Here is a 23,813-nt window from a genome sequence, read left to right on the forward strand (position 1 = left end):
ACAGAGGGGCGCATCGGCGCCCCTCTTTATTGGCTCAATGCCTTCCCGACTGCCATCAATCCCCCATAAGGCGAGCGGTTTGTTACAATGGGGCGTCCCTACCGCCAAGAGTGCCCCATGTCAGCTATCCGGCCACACCTGCTCATCATCGATGCCCTCAATCTCATTCGCCGTCTGCACGCGGTACAGGCCCAGCAGGCACTGACCCCTGCCCAGGCGCTGGTTGCAACTCGCGCCAACCTTATCAATACCTGCCGCAAGCTGCTGGCCAATAGCGAGCCAACCCATGTCATTGCCGTGTTTGATGGCGAGGTGCATAGCTGGCGCAAAGAGGTCTATCCGGCCTACAAGGAGGGGCGAACCCCCATGCCCCCTGAACTGCGTGAGGGGTTGGCGACCCTGCAGGATGCCTTTTGGGAGTGCGGTGTCGATGCCCTGCTCTCCGAGACCGATGAAGCGGATGACCTTATCGCCACCCTGGCCAGCGGCATCGCCAGCCATGGCCATCAGGCGACCATCATCTCCACCGACAAGGGCTTCTGCCAACTGATCTGCCCGCAGATCCGGGTACGCGACTACTTCAACAAACGCTGGCTGGATGCCGCCTTCGTCCAGCAGCAATATGGGGTAGCCCCTGCTCAGCTGGTCGACTTCTGGGCCCTGACCGGTATCAGCGGTTCCAATATCAAGGGGGTTCCGGGGATCGGCCCCAAGACCGCCACCCAGCTGTTGCAGCAATATGGCAATCTGGCAGCCATGCTCGAAGCCTGTCAGCAAGAGGATGCCGCCAAGCCACTGCTCAAGCTGCGCCAGCATCAGGATGAGGCCCTGCTGGCCCAGCGGCTGGTGCGCTTGCAGCGGGATATTCCACTGGGATTCAACCTGCGGGACATCCGCTACCCGCCCCAGCCGGACTAAATGGCCGAACAAAAATGCAGGCAAGGGGGCGAACCATGACGAGACTCACCCTCGCTGTTGATGAAAGTGAGTAGAATGTAAAGGAATGTGGTTGGTTTGCTGAGTAAATGCTATAAAACAGCCCCATCCTCCCCTATACCCTGGAAGTGGAACCCTCTCATGTCCAAAAGAAAAATTACCGTGATCCCCGGCGACGGCATCGGCCCCAGCATCATTGAATCAGCCATCCAGATCCTGACCCATGCGGGTTGTGACTTTGAGTACGAATACGCTGATGCGGGTCTGGTTGCCCTCGAGAAGCATGGCGAGCTGCTGCCCCAATCCACCCTGGATCTGATTGAGAAGAACAAGGTGAGCCTGAAAGGGCCATTGACCACACCGGTCGGCGGCGGTTTTACCTCCATCAACGTCTCCCTGCGCAAGAAGTTCAACCTCTACGCCAACGTGCGCCCGGTCATCTCCTTCAAGGGCACCAGAAGCCGTTACGACAACATCGACATCATCACAGTGCGTGAAAACACCGAAGGGATGTACTCGGGTGCAGGCCAGAAGCGCAGTGATGACAACAAGAGCGCCGAGGCGATGAGCATCATCACCCGCGAAGGGGCCGAGCGCATCGTCAAGTTCGCCTTCGAGCTGGCCCGTCAGGAAGGTCGCAAGAAGGTCACCATCATCCACAAGGCGAACATCCTCAAGTCGACCTCCGGCCTGTTCCTCGAAGTGGCACGTGAAATCGCCAGCCACTACCCGGATATCCAGAGCGAAGAGATGATCGTCGATGCCGCCTGCATGAATTTGGTGATGTATCCGGAGCGTTTCGATGTCATGGTCACTACCAACCTGTTCGGCGACATCCTCTCGGATCTCTGCGCCGGTCTGGTTGGCGGTCTCGGCATGGCGCCCGGCGCCAACATCGGCGATGGCGCGGCCATCTTCGAAGCGGTTCACGGTTCTGCGCCTGACATAGCTGGCAAGAATATCGCCAACCCGACCTCGGTGATCCTCGCCTCCATTCAGATGCTGGAGTACCTCGGCATGCAGGATAAGGCAGAGCGGATCCGCGAGGCAGTACGAGCCACCATCGAATCCGGTGATCGGGTCACCCGCGATCTGGGTGGCACGGCTTCCACCAGCGAATTCACCCAGGCCATCATCGATCGCCTGTGAGTTAATTAATTGATTTTAAAAGGGAGCTTCGGCTCCCTTTTTTATATTTCCGAATCCTTTGCCACTCCCTAAACAGCAACTATGTTCAATAGAGAAGAAGAACAGGGAGTGTTTTTCATGAAGGGATACGGGTGCTATCTGGTTTCGGGTCTGATGCTGGTGTGTGGTACTGCAAGTGCCTTCGAACAGGATCAACAGACCCAAACTGCCAAACTGCCACAGCAGGAAAAACGGACTGCCACCGAGGTATGGCGTTCAAGCCTGGATACCAACGACCTGCTCAAGGCACCCAAACCCCTGTCATTTGGTATTGAAGTCTCCACCGACAACTTTGGTAATCAAAAGATCACCTCCTACCCGCAGCTTAATCTGACCCCGGAAAAGAGCGTCAGTCTGTCGGTCGAACGCTTCAGACCCAAGGTCAAGTTCAAGGCTGGCGGAATGAACACCGCCCTCAGGCTGAGAGGAGACGGGATAAAGATGCAGTTCAATCCGGTAGACAAAACCATCCCGCTGCAGATAGAGATCAAGGTGACCGACGACGAATCCTCCCTGCGCCTCGATTACCGTTTCTGATATTTTCCGGCAGCCGAATAGCAAAAGGCCGACAGGTTTCCCTGTCGGCCTTGGTATTTATCGTACAGGCAGAACTGCTACATCACGCCTTGGGCTCGAGTTTGGAGACCCAGTACTTGTTGTAAACATGCACGGTGATCTCTTCTCGATCGTGATAGAGCTGCTTGGCCTGGATCACGAACGCGTTGTCGATCTCCTTGAGCATTTCGCGCAACACCTCGATATTGTGTACCGATTCAGCATAACGCTTCTTCATCGGCAGCTTGAGGTTGAACATCGCCTCCTGGCAGTCGCCCTCACGGAACCAGTCTGCAATCATGTGAACGACCCGCGCCGGTTTATCGACCATGTCGCACACCAGCCAGTAGGTGTTCTTCTTGCTCGGACGCCAGACGAAACCGTCATCCCGGATATGCTTGACCTGACCGGTATCCATCAGGGATTGGGCCATCATGCCGTTGTCGACCGCCGTCACCATCATGCCACGACGCACCAGCTGATAGGTCCAGCCACCCGGACAGGCACCCAGATCCACCGCCTTCATGCCTGAGCAGAGACGCACATCCCACTCTTCCCGCGGCACGAACACGTAAAACGCCTCCTCCAGCTTGAGGCTGGAGCGGCTCGGCGCGTCGGCCGGGAAGCGCAGGCGCGGGATCCCCATGTGGAATCCGGAGTTGTTGAACGAATAGGAGTAGCCCAGCAAGACATGATCATTGGCCATGAAGAAGGCGTGGAACACCGGACGGTTTGGCGTCTCCTTCTTGGTCAGGATCTCGTTGCTGCGCAGCGCCTGACGAAGCGGCACGGTGAACTTGCGGCAGAAGGCCGACAGCTCTTTCGCTTCGTTGGTGTCCGCGGTTTCGACCCGCAGATCACCGCAAATGGTGTAGTCACTCACAGCCTCAAGGATCGGGGAGATCCTGTCCGCGACATCCAGCTCCTTCAGCTCATGGGTGACCACCAGCATCTGGCGGATGAAGATGAGCTCCCGGAATGGCAGCTTGCGAGCCAGCAGGTCCGCCTGCTCCTCGTCATACAGTTCGAAGATCACATAACCGCTGTCGTCCTTGACCCGGGCGAAACCGTAGCACTGCATGTTACCGGCACGCTCGGTGATCTCTGCAGCCGCCTCTTTCTCAAAACCGGGGCGGCAATAAAGCAGCAGATTATTCATTTTTTCCTCCAAGACGACAGCCAGCCCAGATCAGGGCCGCCCATCCCAACATAAAACAGAGGCCACCGGCCGGAGTAATCAACCCCAGCCCCTTGCTGCCAAGCAGCACCATGGCGTAAATACTGCCGGAGAATCCGATGATCCCCAGCACAAAAGCGGTGCCAGCCAGGTGGATCACCTTGCTACGCACACCACACCAGCCCAGAACCAGCAGGGCCAATGCGTGAAAAAACTGATATTGCACGGCGGTATTGAATGCCGCCAGACGCTCGGGTGTAATACCGGTCGCCGCCAATCCATGGGCGCCATAAGCCCCCAGCATGGTGGCCGTCAACCCGAAGAGACCGGCCAGTATCAGCCAATGTCGATGGATCTGCATCCTCACAATCCCTCTCTCATCACGGCTGGCAATAAAACCAACCCTATCGTGCTATCCATGCTGGGCCACAAAATGGCTGATGGCCGCAGCTGCATGCTGCATATTCTCCTGCTCACTCACGCCACTGGCTTTACGCGGTTTGAAACCATGATCACCATCGGTCAACCAATGGACCGATACGGCGGGTGAGAAGGGGAAATCGGCCAGTTCGGCGCGACTACCGAAGGTATCGCGCTCCCCCTGCAATAGCAGGGTTGGCATTGCAATATGCTTGAGTACCTCGCCTCGCCAGCTGTCGGGCTTGGCCGGAGGGTGGAAAGGATACCCGAGAATGAGCAATCCTGCAGCATTCATCTCACCCTCGCCTTCACGATAGAGTTCCGCCGCCATCCGCCCGCCCATCGACTTGCCCGCCAGAAAGAGTCGTGGATGGGCAAACTCGCGGATCATGTCGTGCCAATGGGCGAGCAGCACAGGCGCCCTGTCAGGCGGGCGGCGCTTGCCATCCTGTGCACGCCTTGTCATGTAGGGAAAGTTGAAGCGCACCACTTCGATGTCGGGGCCAGCCAGCAGGCGTGACAACTCGGCAAGAAAGACATGATCCATCCCCGCGCCTGCCCCGTGGGCCAGCAAAATGCGAACGGGGGCATCAATTGCCCCCTCGCGGATCACATCAGGCATCGGCGAGCCTTGCCCTGCGACGCGCCTCTTCCTGCTCCACCAGCTCCAGCATCCAGTCGCGGAAGGCAACGATCTTGCCCTGATCCGATTGCTGCTCCTGGCACACCAGATAGAAGGCATTTTTGCTCACCAGCACCTGCTCGAACGGGCAGATAAGGCGGCCGGCCTCAATCTCGGGCTGAGCCAGCACGCTGTGACCAAGTGCCACCCCCTGACCGTGGATCGCCGCCTGGATCACCATGGTGGAGTGGCTGAAGATGGGGCCCTGATTGACGTTGGGCGCATCGATGTCGAGCTGGCGGAACCACGCCTTCCAGTCGCGGCGGGAGGTATCGTGCAGCAGGGTATGAAGAGTCAAATCTTGCGGCGTACGCAGCGGTTTGGGCCCGGTCAGCAGCAAGGGGGAACAGACCGGGATCAGGTATTCGGTATGCAGCTTGTCCGAGCGCAGACCCGGCCAGTTGCCGCGCCCGTAGTAGATGGCCACATCCACATCGTCGGTAAGCGACCCTTCATCGAGGTCAACCGCCTTGATCCGCACGTCGATATCGGGGTGGCGCTCGCTGAACTTGACCAACCGCGGCACCAACCACTGGATGGCGAAACTCGGCTGCAAACTGACAGTCAACGCCCCCTTGGCACTGCGGGCCAGCAGCTTGTCGGTCGCCTCAGAAATGGAGGCAAAGATGTCCTTGATATCCAGGAAATAGCCCTGCCCCTCTTCGGTCAACAACAAGGAGCGGTTTTTGCGGCGGAACAGCTTGATGCCAAGATACTCCTCCAGCGCCTTGATCTGGTGACTGATGGCAGCCTGAGTCACAAACAACTCTTCTGCTGCGCGGGTAAAGCTTAAGTGACGAGCCGCTGCTTCAAAGGCCTTGAGGGCATTGAGCGGGGGTAAACGACGAGACATGACACCAGCCGACGATGAGTTTTTCTAATGGGGCGCATTATAATTTGTCGGTTGCGGGTCGACCAGTGAATAAACATAATTCGCCCAGCAATCAGTCGTCATATGGCTCACATTTTCTACTACGTGTTGGTTTACATGTGTTTTTAGTGAGTCTTTCGACTGCGATTGTGGTGTTGTGTTTCTTCCTCTGCGGGAAGAGGGGCTCAAATCTCACCGGTTTGACCCAGTCTGTCATCTGAATGTGTTTGGCGCCTCCAGCTGGATGGCGCCTTTTTTCATCCCTTCTATACCTTGAACTGCCCCACCAGCTGCTGCTGTTTATCCGCCAGCGCAGAGAGCTCGCGACCATTTTCGGCGGATGTCGCCGCCTCGGCCCGGATGGTGTGGCTCACATCACGAATGTTGCTGACGTTGCGGTTGATCTCGTCCGCCACCCGGCTCTGCTCCTGCGCCGCCCGGGCAATCTGCTCGTTCATCTGATGGATGGTGGAGACCGACTGGATAATCTGCTCCAGCACCTGCACCGAGAGATCCACCTTGGCGAGGGTCTCGTCAGCCTGTCCATGACCATCGCGGATCGCCTTGACCACGGCGCCGGTACCGGATTGCAGTTGGCTGATCAGGGTCTGGATCTCGACGATGGCATTCTGGGTGCGACCCGCCAGATTGCGCACCTCATCGGCCACCACGGCAAAGCCACGGCCCTGCTCACCGGCACGCGCCGCTTCAATAGCCGCATTCAGCGCCAGCAAGTTGGTCTGCTCGGCAATTCCCTGGATCACGGTGAGAATATCGTTGATGTTGTCGCTGTTGGCGGAGAGTCGCTCCACCACCGGCTGGGCATCGTTGATGATGGTCATCAGCTTGCGCATCGCCTCCTGGGTGTCGGCAACGACATATTTGCCCTCTTGCGCCGCGGCATCAGTGGTGTTGGCGGCTGCCACCGCCGAGCCGGCATTACCGGAGACCTGCATCGCCGTGGCGCTCAGCTCTTCAAATGCCGTCGCCACCAGATCGATCTCCTGATACTGGGCCTGCATGCCGCTGCTGGTGCGCTCGGCCACTTGCGCGGCTCGCTCGGCACTGTTGCGCGTACCGGAGACGGTATCAATCACCTGACTGATGGTGGATTGCAACTTGTTGAGGAAGCTGTTGAACCACTTGGCCAGTTCGCCGATCTCGTCTTGCCGCTGGATCTCGATACGCTGGGTCAAATCCCCCTCACCACTGGCGATATCCTTGAGGCGGGCAACTACAGCGCGGATGGGCGCCACAATCTGGCGCGCCATCAACCAGATAAAACTCAGGGCCACCAGCGAGATCAGCACCCCGATCGACAGTTGCGAGACCACGCTGCGATTGGCCTCACTGGCCAGCTCATCTTGCAGTTGCTGGGCCGAGGCCAGCACTACGGCCCGTGGCAATTCAATGTAGATGCCCCATTTACGGTCGGTGCCACGCATGGATACCGGGACAAAGGTCTGCAACAGGGTGCCATCGCTGCTCCAGCGAGTCAGCTCCTGAGCCTGACTGAGCCAGCCTTTCAGCTCGCTGGCCAGCCCCTGATACTTCTGATCCAGCCCGCGCCCCATGGTCACATCGAACTCATCGGCTCCCGCCACGCGCCCTTCGTGACTGACCAGCAAGATTCTGCCCTTGCCCTCATAGAGCTCCTTGTCCATGGTGCTGACCAGACTCTGCAAAGTGGCCAGCGAGATATCGACCCCGACCATCCCCAGCAAGGTCTCCTGCTCCAGCAGCGGGACCGTCACCGAGGTCATCAATATCTGTTTATCGCCCACATCGTCCAGATAGGGCTCCAGCAGGCAGAGGGTACGGGCGCGAATGCTGCAGCGATACCACTCGTTTTCGATGCCACCAGCCTCGGTCGGGCTCTCATCGGCCAGTACATCCTCATTCTGCACTTCCGGCTCAATCTTGCCGTTGTCATAGGCCCAGTAACTGGAAAAGCGCCCCTTGTCGTTGGAACCCAGCGCCGTTGAGCCCTGATAGTTGCTGTCTTCCCCATCCAGCTGGTCAGGCTCGAACACCGCATAGACACCAAGCAGATTGGTCGATGAGGCAACGGCATCGTGCAGTTGCTGATTGACGGCGCTGCGCAGCGCCTCCGAATGGACAAAGTTCTCAGCCGCATTCTTGCGCTGGAACAACACGCTCTCTGCCAGCAAACTGGCGCGGAAATAGGCCTCATCGAGATAGCTGGTCACCTTGGCCGCCTGCTCCGAGCCCATCGCCTTCATCCAGTTCTCGGCAGACTGCTGCGCCTCGTGCATGGTGGCTTGCCGCACCTGCTGCTGCATCTTGTTCGCGTTGTAAATCGAAGAGGCAACCAGAGCGGCGGCTGTCACCAACAGACAGCAACCGGCGATCAGGGTAATCCGACCCTGGACAGAAAGAGCGCTCATGCCAATATTCCTACGTCATACAGATATGGATAGATTATCGACTTTATAAACAAAAACTTAACTCTCTCACAGCAAATCCAGCGAGAGTTGATTAACTTCACCCTCTTTTGGCAAACCCACCACCAAGCCCAGCAGGCGAACCGAACGCCCTTGCGCCCGCTGTAGCCCCTCTTTGAGCAGGGGAACGAACAAGGCTGGCTGATAGCCACCCTGACTGCGATAGACGGTGGTCTGGTGGAAGTCGGCAAACTTGAGTTTAATCCCCTGCCCCATCACCTGCTCGGCAGGGCACGCCAGCTGAAATCGCCGCTCAAGCTCCGGCAGCAGTTGCTGCAATACCGTCAGGCAGGCGCCTTCGTCACAAACATCGCTCGCCAAAGTGGTCTCCACCCCGATGGTTTTGCGGATCCGGTGCGCCTGCACCGGCTGTTCATCCAGCCCCCAGATCCGGGTCGTCAACATCTCCCCCAGCTTGCCAAAACGGCTGCACAGCTCTTGTGCCGACAAGGCCCGCGCATCCTCACATGTGTAAAGCCCCTGAGCCTCCAGCCGCTCGGCAGTCTTGCGCCCCACCCCGGGCAGTTTGCCGAGGGGCAACTGGCAGACAAATTCGGCCACTTCGTCGGGACGAATGACAAACAGACCATCGGGTTTGCGCTGCTCCGAGGCGAGCTTGGCGAGAAACTTGTTGGGGGCCACTCCGGCCGAGGCGGTCAATCCCAGTTCGGTGACGATGGCTTGCCGGATCTCTTGCGCCATCAGGGTGGCGCTGCCGCCACAGCAGCGACTGTGGGTCACGTCGAGGTAAGCCTCGTCCAGTGACAGCGGTTCAACCTGATCGGTATAGCGCAGGAAAATGGCCCTGAGCTGACGGGAGATATCCTTGTACACCGCCATTCGCCCAGGGATCAGTACCAGCGGCGGGCAGAGTTTTTTCGCCAGCGCGCTCGGCATGGCGGAGCGCACCCCGAACCGGCGCGCCACATAGTTGCAGGTCGAGATGACACCGCGCCGCTCGGAGGCCCCACCGATGGCGAGCGGCACCTCCCGCAACGCCGGATTGTCCCGCATCTCCACCGCGGCAAAAAAGCAGTCCATGTCGATATGGATGATCTTGCGCATACTACTGTATAAATAAACATACTTGGCATCATCTTACCCCAAGGATAACCGCAGCTCTATCTCTCTCGTTACGGCTAAAATAGTAGACTCCAAGGAGACCTTTACTACCACAATGACAAGGAGCGTTCGGGATGAAATATCTTTGGCTGGGACTCTGTTTGCTGCCGTTGACCGGCATCGGCAAGAACAACCCGACGGCAGAGTGCCGCTGGCTGTACGACCGGATTGAGATACTGGAACAGGCTATCAAGAAAGGAGACAAGCTCGGCACAGAGCAAGAATTGGCACGCTGGAAAACTGAGTACAACAAAAAACAGTGCTCACAGTACGACTACTGAGCCGGACAAGATGGCGTAACCGACAACAGCAGATAACAAACGAGCCCCGATCAAGACGATCGGGGCCCATTTTTCAAAGCATGACCAGCTTGATTCTGCAGCAGAGTGCGCTCAAGGCAGCACCATAGGGCCAGCGACAGTGGCCGCCACTTCGTCCCCACGCAGCATCCGGATCAGTTCAAGCGCAAACTCGATGGCGCTGCCCGGCCCCTGACTGGTGATAAGACGATGAGCCTCATCTCTGACGACCCGCTCATGTGACAGCTGCGATGTCGGTAGTCGGGACTGAAAGCCGGGATGACAGGTAACGATGGCATCACCCAGCAGAGCGTGATGTTGCAACACCACCACAGGGGCGGCGCAGATGGCAGCGCGCCAGCGACCAAGAGCGGCCTGCTCTTTGAGCAGATCGATGGCCAGCGGGGTATCGCGGATCACTTCGCTGCCGGGCAAACCGCCGGGCACCACGATGGCTTCAAAGTCCCGACGGGTCAGCTCGTCGATATGACAATCAGCCACCAGCTGTACCCCACGCGATGCCTTCACCTGACGGGATCCGGCTGGACAACAAGAGGCCAGCACCACCTCGATGCTGGCACGCACCAGGGTATCGACAATCGCAACCGTCTCTATCTCTTCCGACCCAGGGGCCACCAGCACCAGTACACTCACGTTCGCCTCCTTGCTGCTTGCTCTGCCATGTAAAAGGTCAGACGGCCTGACTCTTCTCTTTGATCGCCTGATAGAGACCCTGATTGACCGGTACGGCAATGCCATGCCGGGCAGCCTTGGCCAGCAGGAAGCCGGTGATGGCCTCAATCTCGGTCTCGCGTCCCAGCTCCATATCCTGATGCATGGAGGAGTAATTGTCAGCGGTCAGTTCCACCACTGTCATCACCCGGCGTTGCAACTCCTCTGCCGTGGTCGCAACTCCTTCGGCACACATCACATCCGCCACTTCCACGCAGATCTGCTGCAGGGCATCGGCAAAACGGGGGCCAGCCAGCTCGCCATTTTTCAGCTTGTAGAGAGCCGTCAGGGGATTGATGGCACAGTTGATGGCCAGCTTTTGCCACTGGCGCGTCAATACCTGCTCATCCCAGCCAGCCTGCCCCAATGCAAGCGCCAGCTCGTCCGCGAGCGCAGCATGGGCCTTGGCGGCGTCGTTGATCGGGCCAAGCCAGGTTTCACCCTTGCCAGTATGACGGAAGACAAAATGGCCACACTGCATGGCGCCATGACTGGTGACACCGGCAATCACCGGATTGTGCGGGAACATCTCGACCACCTGCTCGGCAATGCCCATCCCGTTGTGCAGCAGCACGATCGGCACGCCGGCATCCAGCTTACCCACCAGCGGCGTCAGTGCGGCAATCACCTGACTGGCCTTGGTCATCACCAGCAGACGCTGGATCTTGCCGGGTTTGCTGACAAATCCGCGCTCGATATTGAGCAGCTGAACATGCCCCTCCAGCGAGGTGAAATCGATCCCCGGATGGAGCGTGGACTTATGATGTTCGCGCAACAAGACACGGGTTGATTGACCACTCTGGGTCAGCAGGGAGGCAAAAACGCCGCCGAGGGCGCCACAACCCAACAGTGACCACTTCGGAGCAACGGGTGGAATAACGGGCTGTCGGGAATTTTTTAATCCGCTTGGCATGGTGTGACTCTGTCAGGGTAAGGGTTGCAATCCTCTCAACCTGTTACCGGGGATAAGTGAAGATGTCGCTGGTGGACACTAACGGGTCCACCCGTCCTGTGCGCAGGGGATTCTAGCAGAGCAACCCCATCAAAATCAGCAAATTTGCCCGTTTTCTGGTAGATTTGCCCCCCGATAACGCAACATGAGGAGCTCCGGCTATGCCGTCATTCGATATTGTCTCTGAAGTCAAAATGAACGAGGTGTTGAACGCTGTCGACAACGCCAATCGTGAACTGGCCACCCGTTTCGATTTTCGTGGGGTAGAAGCCAGCTTCGAGTTGAACAAGGAAGAGGTAAAACTGGAAGCCGATGCCGATTTCCAGCTCAAGCAGATGGTCGAAATCCTGCGCGGCGCCCTGCTCAAGCGCAACATCGAAAACAGCTCCATGGAAGTGGGTGACTCGGTTCACTCCGGCAAGCGTTTCCACCTGACCGTCAAATTCAAGCAGGGGATCGAGAAAGAGATCGCCAAGAAGCTGGTCAAGCTGATCAAGGACTCCAAAATCAAGGTACAGGTCGCCATCCAGGGTGATGAAGTACGTGTCACCGGCAAGAAGCGTGACGATCTGCAAGAGACCATGGCACTGGTCCGTGGCGCCGAACTGGGTCAACCGATGCAGTTCCAGAACTTCCGCGACTGATTTATCCACTCAGCCGTGGCGCACTTGATGACTCGCGCCACGCTATCTAAATCGCGGCCATAAAAAACCGGAGCAGATGCTCCGGTTTTTTGTACCCCAAGTTTTATTAGAACTTGTAGGTAACAGAGAAGTAGTGGCTGAAGCCGGTGCTCTTCCAAGGAGTACCATCGTATGCAGTGGAACCATCTTTGGTACCATAAGCATCCATAAAGTACTTCAGACCGTAACCAACGGCATAACGATCGGAGTGCCAGTAGATACCGTGGAAAGTAGCCAGGTTGTCGCTGGTACGGTCAGCACGGTCATGGGTATCCAGACCGAACTGATAATCCAGATAGCCTTGGTAGGAGACAAAGCTGCCATTGCCGAAGGTGTAGAAGGGCTTGAACCAGTTCATAGAGAACTGATAACCGTTCCAGTCGCCTTCTTCTTCAGTAAAGAACTGGTTCTCAGTGGAATGACGGGCATACAGGTTCATGCCTACCTTGCCAAACCAAGGAACCATCACATCGGCGCCCAGACCAATCTGATTTTCCATCTGCTTGTCGCCGACGTTGTTCAGGTTGGCAATGTAGAGCTCTTGCACAGGACCAAAGGAGAGATCTTTACCGGTCAGAGCATCCAAAGACATGCGCGGCGCAAACTTCATGAACAGGTTCTGACCATGGTGTTTGTTGCTGTGGCGGGAGTCGAAAATATCGAATACGTCGACATAGCCGTACAGATCAAACAGGCCGGAGCGACCACCGAATTCCATTTCAAAATAGGTATCGTTGTAGTCCTCTTCACCGGTGGTGAAAGGGCGCTGGTCGATGGTGTGCATTACGTTGAACTGCATCCACTTGTAGTCATTCTTGTGGATATCACCGCTGTAGTCAGCAGCGAAGGCCGGGGTAGCGGCAGCAGCCAGCAGACCGGCAGCGATCAGAGTCTTGGTAAATTTGGCCATTTTATTGGTCTCTTGTGCGTTAGTTGAGGTTTTCCGTAGCCTGCCCACAAGGAGCGAGAGGGATTCTAATCAAATAAAATTGGGGGTGAAACAACTTCTCGGGAACTTTATCCGGAAGTGTGAATCTAATCACCCCCGATTCTACGCAAACGCTTGCTATTTGTCAGCCGTTGAGAGCAACTCACTCCCTTCTCTGGCGACAAGCACAATCAACAACAACACGGGCAAGCCCAATAAACTGGTTCCGACAAAGAAGGCACTGTAGCCAATCTGCTCCACAACCTGCCCGGAAAAACCGGCCAGCAACTTGGGTAGCAGCAACATTACCGAGCTGAACAGGGCGTACTGAGTGGCCGAAAATGCCACATTGGTCAGGCTGGAGAGATAGGTCACGAAGGCCGCGGTCGCGATACCTGCACTGAGGTTGTCGAGGGAAATGATGAGCGTCAGAAGTTCCAGATTGTGACCAACCTGATTGAGCAGGGCAAACAGCAGGTTGGTGCTGGCAGTGAGCAGCGCCCCCAAGAACAAGATACGCAGCGTACCGAAGCGCATCACCAGCACGCCCCCCAACGCCGCCCCTACTAGCGTCATGATGACGCCAAACACCTTGGTAATAGTCGCAACCTCGGTCTTGCTGAACTGCATATCCACATAGAAGCTGTTGGACATCACCCCCATCACCACATCGGCAACCCGATAGCAGGCGATCAGAGCCAGGATCAGCAGCGCCGAACTGCCATAGCGACGAAAGAAGTCGGCAAACGGACGCCAGACCGCCTCATAGCCCCAGGCCCCCGCACTCGCCAGCAGCGCAGGCCACCCTTTTTCCAGGAGCTGTGCCTTGCGTTCGGCCTGCTGTTTACCCTGCTCGGCCAGATCGATATCCGGCTCGTGGCAAAACAGCGTGGTGATGACCCCGAGTGACATCAGACCCGCCATCACCAGATAGGTAATCTGCCAGCCACGATAGTCATAGCCGCTGTTGCTGCCAAACCAGGCTGCCAGCGCCAGCGCACCGGCGCCCGCCATGATCATCGCCAGCCGGTAGCCGGTCATATAAGAAGCAGCCATCGCCGCCTGTAGCCGCTCGGGGGCGGATTCGATGCGATAGGCATCGATGACGATATCCTGCGTGGCCGAGGCAAAGGCCACCAGCAGGGCAAACATCGCCAGCTGGGCCAGCTCGGTCTTGGGATCGCAGAACGCCATGCCGACCAGCGCGGCGGCAATCAGCAGCTGGGAGAAGAACATCCAGCTGCGGCGACGTCCCAGCAGCGTGGAGAGCAACGGCAGCGGCATGCGATCCACCAGCGGCGACCACATCCATTTAAAGCCATAGGCGAGCGCCACCCAGCTCATATAGCCGATATCGGTCAGGCTGACATCGGCCTCGCGCAACCAGAATGAGAGGGTACCGAACACCAGTAGCAGCGGCAGACCCGATGAAAAACCCATGGCAAAGAGAATAAACACCCGAAATTCGAGATAGACGGCGAGGGACTCTCTCCAGCTTGGTTTGCGGATCATGTTCAACTACCTGACGACTTTGGAAAAGTGCGTCATTTTGGCAGGTTGATGGCAGATAGCCAAGGCGAGCAAAGAGATAGGTCAAAGAAGCCCGGATAGAGAAAAGGCCCATCCCGAACGGGATGAGCCTTGTATTGTGACCTGACGAAGCGAGGTGACGAACCGCGTCCGGAGAGTTACTTGCCCGCTTTCTTGTCGACTTTCTTGTCTGCCGGAGTTTCTGCCAGCAAGACCACCTTCTTCAGAATGATGGGACTGGTCGGCACATCGTTGGCGCGCAGAATGGGGCTGTAACCGGTCTGTACCTGAGCCAGTTTGTCCAACACCTCCATCCCCTGAACCACCTGACCGAACACGGTATAACCCGCAGAGCCACCGGCGTTGAGGTTATTGTTGTCGACCAGATTGAAGTAGAACTGGCGAGTAGCGCTGTCGACCGCCTGGGTGCGAGCCATGGCGATGGAGCCACGCTTGTTGGGCAGACCGCCACGCGACTCGTTGACCACAGGCTCATAAGTCGGCAGCTGCTGGAACTGCTGGTTGTAGCCCCCACCCTGCACCACGAAATCCTGGATCACCCGGTGGAAGATGCTGCCGTCATAGCTGCCATCAGCCACGTAACGCAGGAAGTTCTTCACCGTCTGGGGCGCCTGCTTGGACGCCAGCTCCACCACGATATTGCCGTGGTTGGTCTCCATTCTGACTTTCGGGCCCGCGAACGCCAGCGGGGCGATCAGCATGGCCAGCAACCAGAGTTTTTTCATCATCAGACCCCTGCACCGTTCGGTTGACCTTTCAGGTAACCGCGCAGCGCATCATCCGCCATGATCTGCTGCAGCACGCTACCCAGTTGCAGGTTCAGTGTAGACTCTAGATCGGCCATGCTTGGCTCGCTCGGGCTCTCCTTGCTGGAAGACATGTTGAACTGCTTGGTCAGACGGTTACCCTGGAAATCAGCGATCACCTGCAGGCTGACGCGGGACTTGGTGACATAGGTAAAGGTCTTCTCTTCCACATTGACTGCGGCGTTGGAGATCACCAGCGTCAGGTTGGTGGTGCCACTGTTGCCCACTTCGAGACCCTGGCTGCGCAGACCTTCGGCCAGCCGCTCGGCTATCAGCAGGTTGAGCGGACGCTCGCTGTTGACCAGCACGGGCGCTTTCTCTTTATGTTTGATGGAGAAGACGTAGGCAGCCTCACGCTTGTCTACCCCTTCCATGGTGATGCGATTGCCAGAGTAGTATTGCTGGTTGGCGGGGATCACCTGCGGATTGAGCAGCGCTGTCTCCGGCCAATGAGTGGCACACCCGCCCAGCATCAGGGCGGCCAGCAGCAAGAGTGACTTTTTCATCATGGTTTCCTTTGGCTTTAGCGTTTGATGGCTTTCAAAATAACGAATTTGCTGTTCGACGCAACGACTTGTGCGTTGGCAAACAAGCGCTTGAGTTTGTTGTGATAGTCCAGATGACGGTTGCCTACTATCCAGAGTTCACCCCCTTGAGGCAACACCCGGTGCGCATCGCTGAACATCTGCCAGGCGATATGATCGGTGATCGCCTGTAACTGATGGAAAGGAGGGTTGCAGAGGATCCGATCCGCCGAGCCGACCGCCACCCCGTCGAGACAGTTATTGACCATAAAGCGGGCGCGCGGCAGTGCATCGGCCAGATTCTGTTCCACATTGAGCCGGGCCGAGGCAACCGCCATGTAGGACTCATCGATAAAGGTCACCTCCACCTCGGGATCCCGCGCCAGCAGCGAGAGTCCCAGCACGCCGTTGCCGCAACCGAGATCGATCACCTGACGTGCGCTGTGGATGGGCAAGTTGTCCAGCATAAAGCGGGCACCAATATCGAGACTGGTGCGCGAGAAGACGTTGGCATGGTTGTGGATGAGCATGCCACTCCCCTCCAGCGGCCAGACAGTCGGGAAGGGGTTGGCCAGCGCGGGACGTTCTGCCTGCGGCTCGCAGTGAATGAGGCGCGCCTTCTTCCAGGCCAGCGAGGTACGGGTAGGCCCCAAATACTTCTCGAACAACTTGAGGGTGGATGTATGAATATCCTTCGCCTTGCCGGCAGCAATAACGCGGGTTGCCGGTGTCACCACCGCACGCAATGCCAGCAGTTGCTGCTCCAGCAGTGCCTGATATTTGGAGACCTTGATCACCACCAGCGCAGGGGCATCGGGCAGCGGCGCCAGCGCATCCTGCAAGCGGATACCACCCACATCCAGTCCGTTTTCGGCCAGATTGACCAGGGTCGCCCGCTCACTGATGTAGGAGTCGGTGACGCAGCAGGGAGAGTGAGGATGCAGATAGGCGGCCAACGCGCCAAAACCATCATTCATGATGATGAGGGGGCCCGCCTGCTCGAGGGGAGACTCCGCCAGGGTGTTGATCAGGTATTCGTCAGCCGCATCCCAAGCTTGCAGGGTCTCCTGACTCTGGCGCGGATAGCGGTAGAGCGTGAGCTGGCAATGGGGTGTGTCGAGAAGGGTTTGCATAGGAAGAGTCCAACCTCGGCTTGATTCGTGTATACAGGCGCCAGGGGCGACGCAAAGTGGCGCTATTCTAGCGAGGAGCAGGAATTTCACCAGTTCGATGCGCATCAAGGGGGCAACTGACGGGTGATTTCCCTCTTACGGGGGCTTATTCCATCCCGCGACTGCCGATAGAATGGCCCGACATTCACTCTGGAAGCCGATCCGATGACCATCCAACAACTGATTGAAGCCAAGCTGACCGCCGCCCTCTCCCCCATCGTGCTGGAGGTGATCAACGAGAGCCACATGCACCGTGTGGAACCGGGATCTGAAAGCCACTTCAAGGTGGTGATCGTCAGCGAGCAATTTGCAGGGCAGCGGCTGCTGGCCCGTCATCGTCAGGTCAATGCTGTGCTGGCCGACGAGCTGGCCGGTGCCGTTCATGCACTGGCACTGCATACCTACACAGAGACCGAGTGGCAGGAAAAAGGCCATGCCCCACGCACTCCGAGCTGCGTTGGCAAACCGTCACTCTCCTGAAACCGGTTGTACCACAGGATTTCCCTCGAGAAACTGCCAACAAAAATTAAACAAATTTCCCCCATTGGCCCCGAAAAGGCTACATCGAAGGGGGTATATTTCGACATCAAGGCTTTTTGCTGATAGTGGAGGCAACGGCAAATACCCCCATCGAGGTATCGAAATAAAAAAACCTTTAAAACCACTACTTACAAGGTGTCAGGGGCTTATTCATTGCAGGTTAATTTTGTGATGGCACGGGGATTTTGCCCATTTGGCATGGCAGAAAATGCACCTTAAGTGGTAAACTCAAGCGCTTTTGAGTGAGCCTGCATGTTGAATAATTGTTGAGCCTGCCCACCTGGCACAACCACAACATCGACTCATTCAACCACCCGTCGTGATGTATTTCTCGGCGCTAACCAACCTCTCCCGTAACGGTAGTGCAAGTAAGTATGATTACAATCAAAAGAGGACTGGACATCCCCGTGCTGGGTGCGCCAGAGCAAGTAATCTACGATGGCCCCGCCATCACCCGTGTTGCGACACTGGGCGAGGAGTTTGTGGGGATGCGACCTACTATGTTCGTCAAAGTAGGTGATCGCGTCATCAAAGGTCAGGATCTTTTTGAAGACAAGAAGAATCCGGGCGTTAAATTCACAGCTCCTGCCACCGGTGTGGTTTCAGAGATCAACCGTGGTGCCAAACGTGTTCTCCAGTCTGTGGTCATCGACCTCGACGGTTCCGATGAACAGGTGACGTTTGAGCATTTTGCCTCTGCCGAGCTTGCCAAGCTCGAGCGCAGCAAGGTGCAAGAGATCCTGGTCGCATCAGGTCAGTGGACTGCGTTGCGTACCCGTCCGTTCAGCAAAGTCCCCGCGGTAGCGTCTGCCCCGCGCGCCATCTTTGTGACTGCAATGGACACCAACCCGCTGGCTGCCGATGCCGAGCTGATTATCAAGGAACAGCCGCAGGCCTTCCTCGATGGTCTGGCCGTATTGACCCGCCTGACCGACGGCGCCGTCTACGTCTGTAAAGGCGAAGGCAGTCTGCCCCACTCTCCGCTGGCTCAGGTCAAGGAAGAGATCTTCGTTGGTCCGCACCCTGCCGGTCTGCCGGGTACCCATATCCACTTCCTGGATCCGGTCAGCAGCACCAAGGTGCAGTGGCACATCAACTATCAGGATGTGATCGCATTCGGCAAGCTGTTCACCACCGGTCAGATCTTCACTGACAAGGTGATCGCGCTGGCTGGCCCGAACGTGCTCAAGCCGCGTCTGCTGCGTACCCGTCTGGGCGCCTGCATCAGCCAGCTCACCAACAATGAGCTGCGTGCCGACGAAAACCGTATCATCTCCGGTTCTATCCTGAGTGGTGCCAAAGCCGAAGGTGTTCACGACTACCTGGGCCGCTACCACAATCAGGTTTGCGTGCTGGGTGAAGGTCGCGAGAAAGAGTTCCTGGGCTGGATCAACCCCAGCGCCAACAAGTTCTCTATCACCCGTACCACCCTCTCTCATCTGATGAAGGGCAAGCTGATCAACTTCACCACCACTACCAACGGTAGTGACCGTTCCATGGTGCCTATCGGCAACTATGAGCGGGTGATGCCACTCGACATCCTGCCGACCCTGCTGCTGCGGGACATGGTCTCCGGCGATACCGACGGTGCGCAAGCACTGGGCTGCCTGGAGCTGGATGAGGAAGATTTGGCGCTCTGTACCTTTGTCTGCCCCGGCAAGACAGAGTACGGCCCGATCTTGCGTGAGTGCCTGACCAAGATTGAACTGGAAGGTTAAGCGATGAGTTTCAAGCAACTTCTTGAAAATATGGAACACCACTTCGAACCGGGTGGAAAGTACGCCAAGTACTATGCCCTGTTCGAAGCGGCGTACACCCTGTTCTACACCCCGGGTAGCGTTACCCGCAACGCCTCCCACGTTCGTGATGCGCTCGATCTGAAGCGCATGATGATCATGGTGTGGCTGGCCGTGTTCCCGGCCATGTTCTGGGGCATGTACAACGTTGGTAACCAGGCGATTGCCGCCATTGCCCACATGGGCTCGGCTGCTGGTGCCAGCAGCTGGCAATATGCCCTGGCTACCATGCTGGGCGCCTCCCTCGATCCGGCTGTAGCCGGTATCGGCAGCAAGATGCTGATCGGCGCCACCCACTTCTTCCCGATCTACATCACCGTCTTCTTTGTCGGTGGTTTCTGGGAAGTGCTGTTCGCCATGGTGCGTAAACACGAGATCAACGAAGGCTTCTTCGTAACCTCCATCCTGTTTGCCCTGATCGTGCCGCCCGAGCTGCCCCTGTGGCAAGCTGCGCTGGGTATCACCTTCGGTGTGGTGATGGCCAAAGAGGTGTTCGGTGGTACCGGCAAGAACTTCCTGAACCCGGCGCTGGCTGGTCGTGCGTTCCTGTTCTTCGCCTACCCGGGCCAGATCTCCGGTGACGCCGTGTGGGTTGCCGTTGACGGCTTCTCCGGCGCGACTGCCCTGAGCCAGTGGGCCCAAGGCGGCCAGATGGCGCTGATCAACGGTGCAACCGGCCAGGCTATCAGCTGGATGGACGCTTTCCTGGGTAACCTGCCGGGTTCCATCGGTGAAGTCTCTACCCTGATGATCCTGCTGGGTGCCGCCATGATCGTCTACATGCGCATCGCCTCCTGGCGCATCATCGCCGGCGTGATGATCGGTATGATCGCCACCTCCCTGCTGTTCAACGTCATCGGTTCCGATACCAACCCCATGTTCAACATGCCGTGGCACTGGCATCTGGTACTGGGTGGCTTCGCCTTCGGTATGGCCTTCATGGCGACCGACCCTGTCTCCGCCGCCTTTACCAACAAAGGCAAGTGGTGGTATGGCGCCCTGATCGGCGTAATGGTCGTGCTGGTTCGCGTGGTTAACCCTGCGTTCCCAGAAGGCATGATGCTGGCCATTCTGTTTGCGAACCTGTTTGCTCCCCTGTTTGACCACTTCGTCGCTCAGGCAAACATCAAGCGGAGGATTGCTCGTGGCGTTTAATAAAGATTCAACCCTCGGCACCGTCAGCGTGGTCACCGGCCTCTGTCTGGCCTGTTCCATCGTGGTATCCGTTGCCGCTGTGGGCCTGCGTTCTACCCAGCAGGAAAACAAGGCGCTGGACAAGCAGAGCAACATTCTCGCCGTAGCCGGTGTGGATGTAAGCGAAGTGGCCAAGCGCGACCTGGCCAAACTGTACGGCGAGAAGATCGAAGCGCGTCTGGTGGATCTGGCGACCGGTGACTTTGTTGACGGCGATGCCGACAACTTCGACACCAAGCAGGCAGCCAAAGATCCGGCCCGCAGCATCCGTCTTGCCGCCGCTGACGACAAGGCCAGCCTGCGTCAGATCTCCAAGCAGATCCCGGTATTCTTCGCCAAGGATGCCGAAGGCAAGATCGACAGCATCATCCTGCCCATCTACGGTCAGGGTCTGTGGTCGACCATGTATGCCTTCGTCGCCGTTGCCGCTGATGGCCAGACCATCAAGGGCATCACCTACTATGACCACGGTGAAACCCCGGGTCTGGGTGGCGAGATCGAAAACCCGGCCTGGCAGGCGCTGTTCAAGGACAAGAAACTGTTCGACCAGAATGGCATGCCGGCGCTGCGCGTCATCAAGGGCCATGCTCCGGCGGGCTCCGAGCACGAGATCGATGGTCTCTCCGGTGCCACTCTGACCGGTAACGGCGTACAGCATACCTTCGACTTCTGGATGGGTCCCAAGGGCTTCGGTCCTTTCCTGGCCAAGGTTCGTGCAGGAGAAATCAACAATGGCTGACAAGAGCGAAATGAAGAAGTTGCTGTTGACGCCTGTGCTGGGCAACAACCCCATCGCCTTGCAGGTGCTGGGTGTCTGTTCTGCACTGGCGGTTACCAGCCAGATGAAAACTGCGTTTGTAATGACCCTCGCGGTCATGGCGGTCACCGCCTTCTCAAACCTGTTCATCTCCCTGATCCGCAACCAGATCCCGAACAGCGTCCGGATTATCGTACAGATGGCGATCATCGCCTCACTGGTTATCGTGGTTGACCAGGTGCTCAAGGCTTACGCCTATGACATCTCCAAGCAACTGTCGGTCTTCGTGGGTCTGATCATCACCAACTGTATCGTAATGGGCCGCGCTGAAGCGTACGCCATGAAGAGTGCCCCGCTGCCCTCCTTCCTAGATGGTATCGGCAACGGTCTGGGCTATGGTGCCATTCTGCTGAGTGTCGCAACCGTGCGTGAACTGCTGGGCTCCGGCACCTGGTTCGGCATCGAGCTGCTGCCGCTGGTGAACAACGGTGGCTGGTATGTGCCCAACGGCCTGCTGCTGCTGCCGCCGAGTGCATTCTTCATCATTGGTCTGATCATTTGGGGCGTACGCACCAAGGATCCCAAGCAGGTGGAGGCGAAGGATTAAGGTATGGAACACTATCTGAGTCTGTTGATTAAATCGATCTTCATCGAAAACCTGGCACTCTCCTTCTTCCTGGGGATGTGTACCTTCCTGGCGGTGTCCAAGAAGGTAAAGACCTCCATGGGTCTGGGTATTGCCGTTATTGTGGTGCAGACCATCGCGGTTCCTGCCAACAACCTGATCTACAACTACGTGCTTAAAGATGGCGCTCTGGTATCCGGTCTGGATCTGAGCTTCCTGAGCTTCATCACCTTCATCGGTGTGATTGCAGCACTGGTACAGATCCTGGAGATGGCGCTGGACAAGTACTTCCCGGCACTCTACAACGCGCTGGGTATCTTCCTGCCGCTCATCACCGTGAACTGCGCCATCTTCGGTGGCGTCTCCTTCATGGTGCAGCGTGACTACAACTTCATGGAGTCTGTGGTCTACGGTGTGGGTTCAGGGGCAGGCTGGATGCTGGCGATCGTTGCGCTGGCAGGTATCCGCGAGAAGATGAAGTATTCCGATGTTCCGGAAGGCCTGCGCGGTCTGGGCATCACCTTCATCACCGCCGGTCTGATGGCGCTGGGCTTCATGTCCTTCTCTGGTATCTCCCTGTAATCGGCTTTCCTGCAATCAGAAAGGAACGATAGATGGAAATTATTTTGGGTGTGGTCATGTTTACCGTGATCCTGCTGGCACTGGTGGCAGTCATTCTGTTCGCCAAGTCCAAGCTGGTGACCGCGGGCGACGTGACAATCAGCATCAATGGTGACCCGGCCAAGGCTGTGACCAGCCCGGCCGGTGGCAAGCTGCTCGGCGTGCTGGCTGGCAGCGGTATCTTCGTCTCCTCCGCCTGTGGCGGCGGTGGCTCCTGCGGCCAGTGCAAGGTACGGGTGAAATCCGGTGGCGGCGACATTCTGCCGACCGAACTGGATCACATCAGCAAGGGCGAAGCCCGTCATGGCGAGCGTCTGGCCTGTCAGGTTACCGTTCGCTCCGACATGGATATCGAACTGCCGGAAGAGATCTTCGGGGTGAAGAAGTGGGAATGTACTGTTATCTCCAACGATAACAAGGCCACCTTCATCAAGGAGCTCAAGCTGCAGATCCCCGATGGCGAGAGCGTGCCGTTCCGCGCCGGTGGTTATATCCAGATTGAGGCCCCGGCTCACCACGTGCACTACAAGAACTTCGATATTCCCGAGGAGTATCGCGGTGACTGGGATCGCTTCAAGATCTTTGAGCTGGAGTCCAAGGTCGATGAGCCAATCATCCGTGCCTACTCCATGGCCAACTATCCGGAAGAGTTCGGCATCATCATGCTGAACGTGCGTATCGCGACCCCGCCCCCGAGCAACTGGACTGCCCCTCCGGGACAGATGTCCTCCTACATCTTCAGCCTGAAGGCTGGCGACAAGGTGACTATCTCCGGTCCGTTCGGTGAGTTCTTCGCCAAAGACACCGATGCCGAAATGGTATTCATCGGTGGTGGTGCAGGTATGGCGCCGATGCGTTCCCATATCTTCGACCAGCTGCGTCGCCTGAAGTCCAAGCGCAAGATGAGCTTCTGGTACGGTGCCCGTTCCAAGCGCGAAATGTTCTATGTCGAAGACTTTGACATGCTCGCCGCCGAGAACGAGAACTTCACCTGGAACGTCGCCCTGTCTGATCCGCAACCGGAAGACAACTGGGACGGCTACACCGGCTTCATCCACAACGTGCTCTACGAGAACTATCTCAAGAATCACGAAGCACCGGAAGATTGCGAGTTCTACATGTGTGGACCTCCGGTGATGAACGCTGCCGTCATCAACATGCTCAAAGACTTGGGCGTTGAAGACGAAAACATCCTGTTGGATGACTTTGGTGGTTAA

General features: G+C 57.4%; 25 protein-coding genes. 12 read left to right on the forward strand and 13 right to left on the reverse strand.

The window, feature by feature from the left end:
• Positions 1–117 precede the first annotated feature (117 nt).
• The 3 genes from xni to I6L41_RS11575 all read left to right on the forward strand — a co-directional run bounded on the left by xni (position 118) and on the right by I6L41_RS11575 (position 2,661).
• Positions 118–918: a flap endonuclease Xni gene (xni, locus tag I6L41_RS11565; RefSeq protein ID WP_216958970.1), complete on the forward strand. Its 801-nt coding sequence runs from the start codon at positions 118–120 to the stop codon at positions 916–918.
• Between the two features lie 159 nt (positions 919–1,077).
• Positions 1,078–2,085, forward strand: a complete 1,008-nt coding sequence (locus I6L41_RS11570) for an isocitrate dehydrogenase (RefSeq protein ID WP_216958973.1) — start codon at positions 1,078–1,080, stop codon at positions 2,083–2,085.
• A gap of 117 nt (positions 2,086–2,202) precedes the next feature.
• Positions 2,203–2,661 (forward strand): hypothetical protein, encoded by a 459-nt coding sequence (locus I6L41_RS11575; RefSeq protein ID WP_043819010.1) that lies wholly within the window; start codon positions 2,203–2,205, stop codon positions 2,659–2,661.
• An 82-nt stretch (positions 2,662–2,743) separates the two neighbouring features.
• Here I6L41_RS11575 and rlmM read toward each other — a convergent pair whose 3' ends face one another.
• The 6 genes from rlmM to dinB form a co-directional block, all read right to left on the reverse strand.
• Positions 2,744–3,838 (reverse strand): 23S rRNA (cytidine(2498)-2'-O)-methyltransferase RlmM, encoded by a 1,095-nt coding sequence (gene rlmM / locus I6L41_RS11580; RefSeq protein WP_139405780.1) that lies wholly within the window; start codon positions 3,836–3,838, stop codon positions 2,744–2,746.
• Positions 3,831–4,217 (reverse strand): DUF423 domain-containing protein, encoded by a 387-nt coding sequence (locus I6L41_RS11585; RefSeq protein ID WP_058052208.1) that lies wholly within the window; start codon positions 4,215–4,217, stop codon positions 3,831–3,833. The genes rlmM and I6L41_RS11585 overlap by 8 nt, the downstream gene beginning before the upstream one ends.
• A 51-nt stretch (positions 4,218–4,268) precedes the next feature.
• Positions 4,269–4,898, reverse strand: a complete 630-nt coding sequence (locus I6L41_RS11590; RefSeq protein WP_216956156.1) for an alpha/beta family hydrolase — start codon at positions 4,896–4,898, stop codon at positions 4,269–4,271.
• Positions 4,891–5,811 carry a transcriptional regulator GcvA gene (locus tag I6L41_RS11595; protein WP_005338622.1) on the reverse strand — a complete coding sequence of 307 codons (921 nt, stop codon included), beginning with the start codon at positions 5,809–5,811 and terminating at the stop codon, positions 4,891–4,893. Before I6L41_RS11595 ends, I6L41_RS11590 begins: the two co-directional genes overlap by 8 nt.
• A 284-nt stretch (positions 5,812–6,095) precedes the next feature.
• A complete protein-coding gene (locus I6L41_RS11600; protein ID WP_216958976.1) occupies positions 6,096–8,237 on the reverse strand; it encodes a methyl-accepting chemotaxis protein in 2,142 nt (713 codons plus the stop codon).
• Positions 8,238–8,303: 66 nt separating this feature from the next.
• Positions 8,304–9,359 carry a DNA polymerase IV gene (gene dinB, locus I6L41_RS11605; protein WP_204385167.1) on the reverse strand — a complete coding sequence of 352 codons (1,056 nt, stop codon included), beginning with the start codon at positions 9,357–9,359 and terminating at the stop codon, positions 8,304–8,306.
• Between the two features lie 131 nt (positions 9,360–9,490).
• On the opposite strand from dinB, the gene I6L41_RS11610 reads away from it, so the two are divergent.
• On the forward strand, positions 9,491–9,697 hold the full coding sequence (locus I6L41_RS11610) for a hypothetical protein (RefSeq protein ID WP_005338629.1): 207 nt from the start codon (positions 9,491–9,493) through the stop codon (positions 9,695–9,697).
• Positions 9,698–9,808: 111 nt separating this feature from the next.
• On the opposite strand, the gene I6L41_RS11615 is transcribed toward I6L41_RS11610, so the two are convergent.
• On the reverse strand, positions 9,809–10,369 hold the full coding sequence (locus I6L41_RS11615) for a DJ-1 family glyoxalase III (RefSeq protein ID WP_201904743.1): 561 nt from the start codon (positions 10,367–10,369) through the stop codon (positions 9,809–9,811).
• A 37-nt stretch (positions 10,370–10,406) separates the two neighbouring features.
• A complete protein-coding gene (locus I6L41_RS11620) occupies positions 10,407–11,360 on the reverse strand; it encodes a ketopantoate reductase family protein (protein WP_204382683.1) in 954 nt (317 codons plus the stop codon).
• Between the two features lie 200 nt (positions 11,361–11,560).
• Here I6L41_RS11620 and I6L41_RS11625 point away from each other — a divergent pair, with 200 nt between their 5' ends.
• Positions 11,561–12,043: a YajQ family cyclic di-GMP-binding protein gene (locus I6L41_RS11625; RefSeq protein ID WP_005338634.1), complete on the forward strand. Its 483-nt coding sequence runs from the start codon at positions 11,561–11,563 to the stop codon at positions 12,041–12,043.
• Between the two features lie 106 nt (positions 12,044–12,149).
• On the opposite strand, the gene I6L41_RS11630 is transcribed toward I6L41_RS11625, so the two are convergent.
• The 5 genes from I6L41_RS11630 to I6L41_RS11650 form a co-directional block, all read right to left on the reverse strand.
• Positions 12,150–12,992 carry an outer membrane protein OmpK gene (locus I6L41_RS11630; RefSeq protein ID WP_069554294.1) on the reverse strand — a complete coding sequence of 281 codons (843 nt, stop codon included), beginning with the start codon at positions 12,990–12,992 and terminating at the stop codon, positions 12,150–12,152.
• Between the two features lie 156 nt (positions 12,993–13,148).
• The gene (locus tag I6L41_RS11635) at positions 13,149–14,528 is read right to left on the reverse strand and encodes an MFS transporter (protein WP_216958979.1); all 1,380 of its coding nucleotides are present in this window, start codon (positions 14,526–14,528) and stop codon (positions 13,149–13,151) included.
• A gap of 170 nt (positions 14,529–14,698) precedes the next feature.
• Positions 14,699–15,286, reverse strand: coding sequence for a peptidylprolyl isomerase (locus I6L41_RS11640; protein ID WP_042053243.1), 588 nt, complete (start codon positions 15,284–15,286; stop codon positions 14,699–14,701).
• Between the two features lie 2 nt (positions 15,287–15,288).
• Positions 15,289–15,873: a YajG family lipoprotein gene (locus I6L41_RS11645; RefSeq protein WP_201984002.1), complete on the reverse strand. Its 585-nt coding sequence runs from the start codon at positions 15,871–15,873 to the stop codon at positions 15,289–15,291.
• 17 nt (positions 15,874–15,890) lie between these two features.
• Entirely contained in the window at positions 15,891–17,024 is a 1,134-nt protein-coding gene (locus I6L41_RS11650) for a methyltransferase (RefSeq protein ID WP_216958982.1), read from the reverse strand.
• A gap of 204 nt (positions 17,025–17,228) precedes the next feature.
• Here I6L41_RS11650 and I6L41_RS11655 point away from each other — a divergent pair, with 204 nt between their 5' ends.
• The 7 genes from I6L41_RS11655 (at position 17,229) to nqrF (ending at position 23,813) form a co-directional block, all read left to right on the forward strand.
• Positions 17,229–17,543 carry a BolA family transcriptional regulator gene (locus tag I6L41_RS11655; RefSeq protein WP_216958985.1) on the forward strand — a complete coding sequence of 105 codons (315 nt, stop codon included), beginning with the start codon at positions 17,229–17,231 and terminating at the stop codon, positions 17,541–17,543.
• Between the two features lie 434 nt (positions 17,544–17,977).
• The gene (locus I6L41_RS11660) at positions 17,978–19,321 is read left to right on the forward strand and encodes a Na(+)-translocating NADH-quinone reductase subunit A (RefSeq protein ID WP_005349684.1); all 1,344 of its coding nucleotides are present in this window, start codon (positions 17,978–17,980) and stop codon (positions 19,319–19,321) included.
• Positions 19,322–19,324: 3 nt separating this feature from the next.
• Positions 19,325–20,554: an NADH:ubiquinone reductase (Na(+)-transporting) subunit B gene (locus tag I6L41_RS11665; protein ID WP_005338642.1), complete on the forward strand. Its 1,230-nt coding sequence runs from the start codon at positions 19,325–19,327 to the stop codon at positions 20,552–20,554.
• A complete protein-coding gene (locus I6L41_RS11670; protein ID WP_005338643.1) occupies positions 20,544–21,332 on the forward strand; it encodes a Na(+)-translocating NADH-quinone reductase subunit C in 789 nt (262 codons plus the stop codon). Before I6L41_RS11665 ends, I6L41_RS11670 begins: the two co-directional genes overlap by 11 nt.
• Positions 21,325–21,957 (forward strand): NADH:ubiquinone reductase (Na(+)-transporting) subunit D, encoded by a 633-nt coding sequence (locus tag I6L41_RS11675; RefSeq protein WP_005338644.1) that lies wholly within the window; start codon positions 21,325–21,327, stop codon positions 21,955–21,957. Before I6L41_RS11670 ends, I6L41_RS11675 begins: the two co-directional genes overlap by 8 nt.
• Positions 21,958–21,960: 3 nt before the next feature.
• Positions 21,961–22,557 (forward strand): NADH:ubiquinone reductase (Na(+)-transporting) subunit E, encoded by a 597-nt coding sequence (nqrE, locus tag I6L41_RS11680; protein ID WP_005338645.1) that lies wholly within the window; start codon positions 21,961–21,963, stop codon positions 22,555–22,557.
• A 32-nt stretch (positions 22,558–22,589) separates the two neighbouring features.
• Positions 22,590–23,813 carry an NADH:ubiquinone reductase (Na(+)-transporting) subunit F gene (nqrF, locus tag I6L41_RS11685; RefSeq protein WP_005338656.1) on the forward strand — a complete coding sequence of 408 codons (1,224 nt, stop codon included), beginning with the start codon at positions 22,590–22,592 and terminating at the stop codon, positions 23,811–23,813.

The organism is Aeromonas sp. FDAARGOS 1411 (assembly GCF_019047125.1).
Lineage (GTDB): Bacteria > Pseudomonadota > Gammaproteobacteria > Enterobacterales > Aeromonadaceae > Aeromonas > Aeromonas veronii.

Bases quoted from the DNA above. Each gene is read 5' to 3' on its own strand.
- I6L41_RS11620 (WP_204382683.1), bottom strand. From the start codon at position 11,360: ATGCCAAGCGGATTAAAAAATTCCCGACAGCCCGTTATTCCACCCGTT.
- I6L41_RS11575 (WP_043819010.1), top strand. From the start codon at position 2,203: ATGAAGGGATACGGGTGCTATCTGGTTTCGGGTCTGATGCTGGTGTGT.
- I6L41_RS11630 (WP_069554294.1), bottom strand. From the start codon at position 12,992: ATGGCCAAATTTACCAAGACTCTGATCGCTGCCGGTCTGCTGGCTGCT.
- nqrF (WP_005338656.1), top strand. From the start codon at position 22,590: ATGGAAATTATTTTGGGTGTGGTCATGTTTACCGTGATCCTGCTGGCA.
- I6L41_RS11600 (WP_216958976.1), bottom strand. From the start codon at position 8,237: ATGAGCGCTCTTTCTGTCCAGGGTCGGATTACCCTGATCGCCGGTTGC.
- nqrE (WP_005338645.1), top strand. From the start codon at position 21,961: ATGGAACACTATCTGAGTCTGTTGATTAAATCGATCTTCATCGAAAAC.
- I6L41_RS11625 (WP_005338634.1), top strand. From the start codon at position 11,561: ATGCCGTCATTCGATATTGTCTCTGAAGTCAAAATGAACGAGGTGTTG.
- I6L41_RS11590 (WP_216956156.1), bottom strand. From the start codon at position 4,898: ATGCCTGATGTGATCCGCGAGGGGGCAATTGATGCCCCCGTTCGCATT.
- I6L41_RS11610 (WP_005338629.1), top strand. From the start codon at position 9,491: ATGAAATATCTTTGGCTGGGACTCTGTTTGCTGCCGTTGACCGGCATC.
- I6L41_RS11595 (WP_005338622.1), bottom strand. From the start codon at position 5,811: ATGTCTCGTCGTTTACCCCCGCTCAATGCCCTCAAGGCCTTTGAAGCA.
- rlmM (WP_139405780.1), bottom strand. From the start codon at position 3,838: ATGAATAATCTGCTGCTTTATTGCCGCCCCGGTTTTGAGAAAGAGGCG.
- I6L41_RS11585 (WP_058052208.1), bottom strand. From the start codon at position 4,217: ATGCAGATCCATCGACATTGGCTGATACTGGCCGGTCTCTTCGGGTTG.
- I6L41_RS11675 (WP_005338644.1), top strand. From the start codon at position 21,325: ATGGCTGACAAGAGCGAAATGAAGAAGTTGCTGTTGACGCCTGTGCTG.
- I6L41_RS11640 (WP_042053243.1), bottom strand. From the start codon at position 15,286: ATGAAAAAACTCTGGTTGCTGGCCATGCTGATCGCCCCGCTGGCGTTC.
- xni (WP_216958970.1), top strand. From the start codon at position 118: ATGTCAGCTATCCGGCCACACCTGCTCATCATCGATGCCCTCAATCTC.
- dinB (WP_204385167.1), bottom strand. From the start codon at position 9,359: ATGCGCAAGATCATCCATATCGACATGGACTGCTTTTTTGCCGCGGTG.
- I6L41_RS11570 (WP_216958973.1), top strand. From the start codon at position 1,078: ATGTCCAAAAGAAAAATTACCGTGATCCCCGGCGACGGCATCGGCCCC.
- I6L41_RS11660 (WP_005349684.1), top strand. From the start codon at position 17,978: ATGATTACAATCAAAAGAGGACTGGACATCCCCGTGCTGGGTGCGCCA.
- I6L41_RS11665 (WP_005338642.1), top strand. From the start codon at position 19,325: ATGAGTTTCAAGCAACTTCTTGAAAATATGGAACACCACTTCGAACCG.
- I6L41_RS11650 (WP_216958982.1), bottom strand. From the start codon at position 17,024: ATGCAAACCCTTCTCGACACACCCCATTGCCAGCTCACGCTCTACCGC.
- I6L41_RS11655 (WP_216958985.1), top strand. From the start codon at position 17,229: ATGACCATCCAACAACTGATTGAAGCCAAGCTGACCGCCGCCCTCTCC.
- I6L41_RS11645 (WP_201984002.1), bottom strand. From the start codon at position 15,873: ATGAAAAAGTCACTCTTGCTGCTGGCCGCCCTGATGCTGGGCGGGTGT.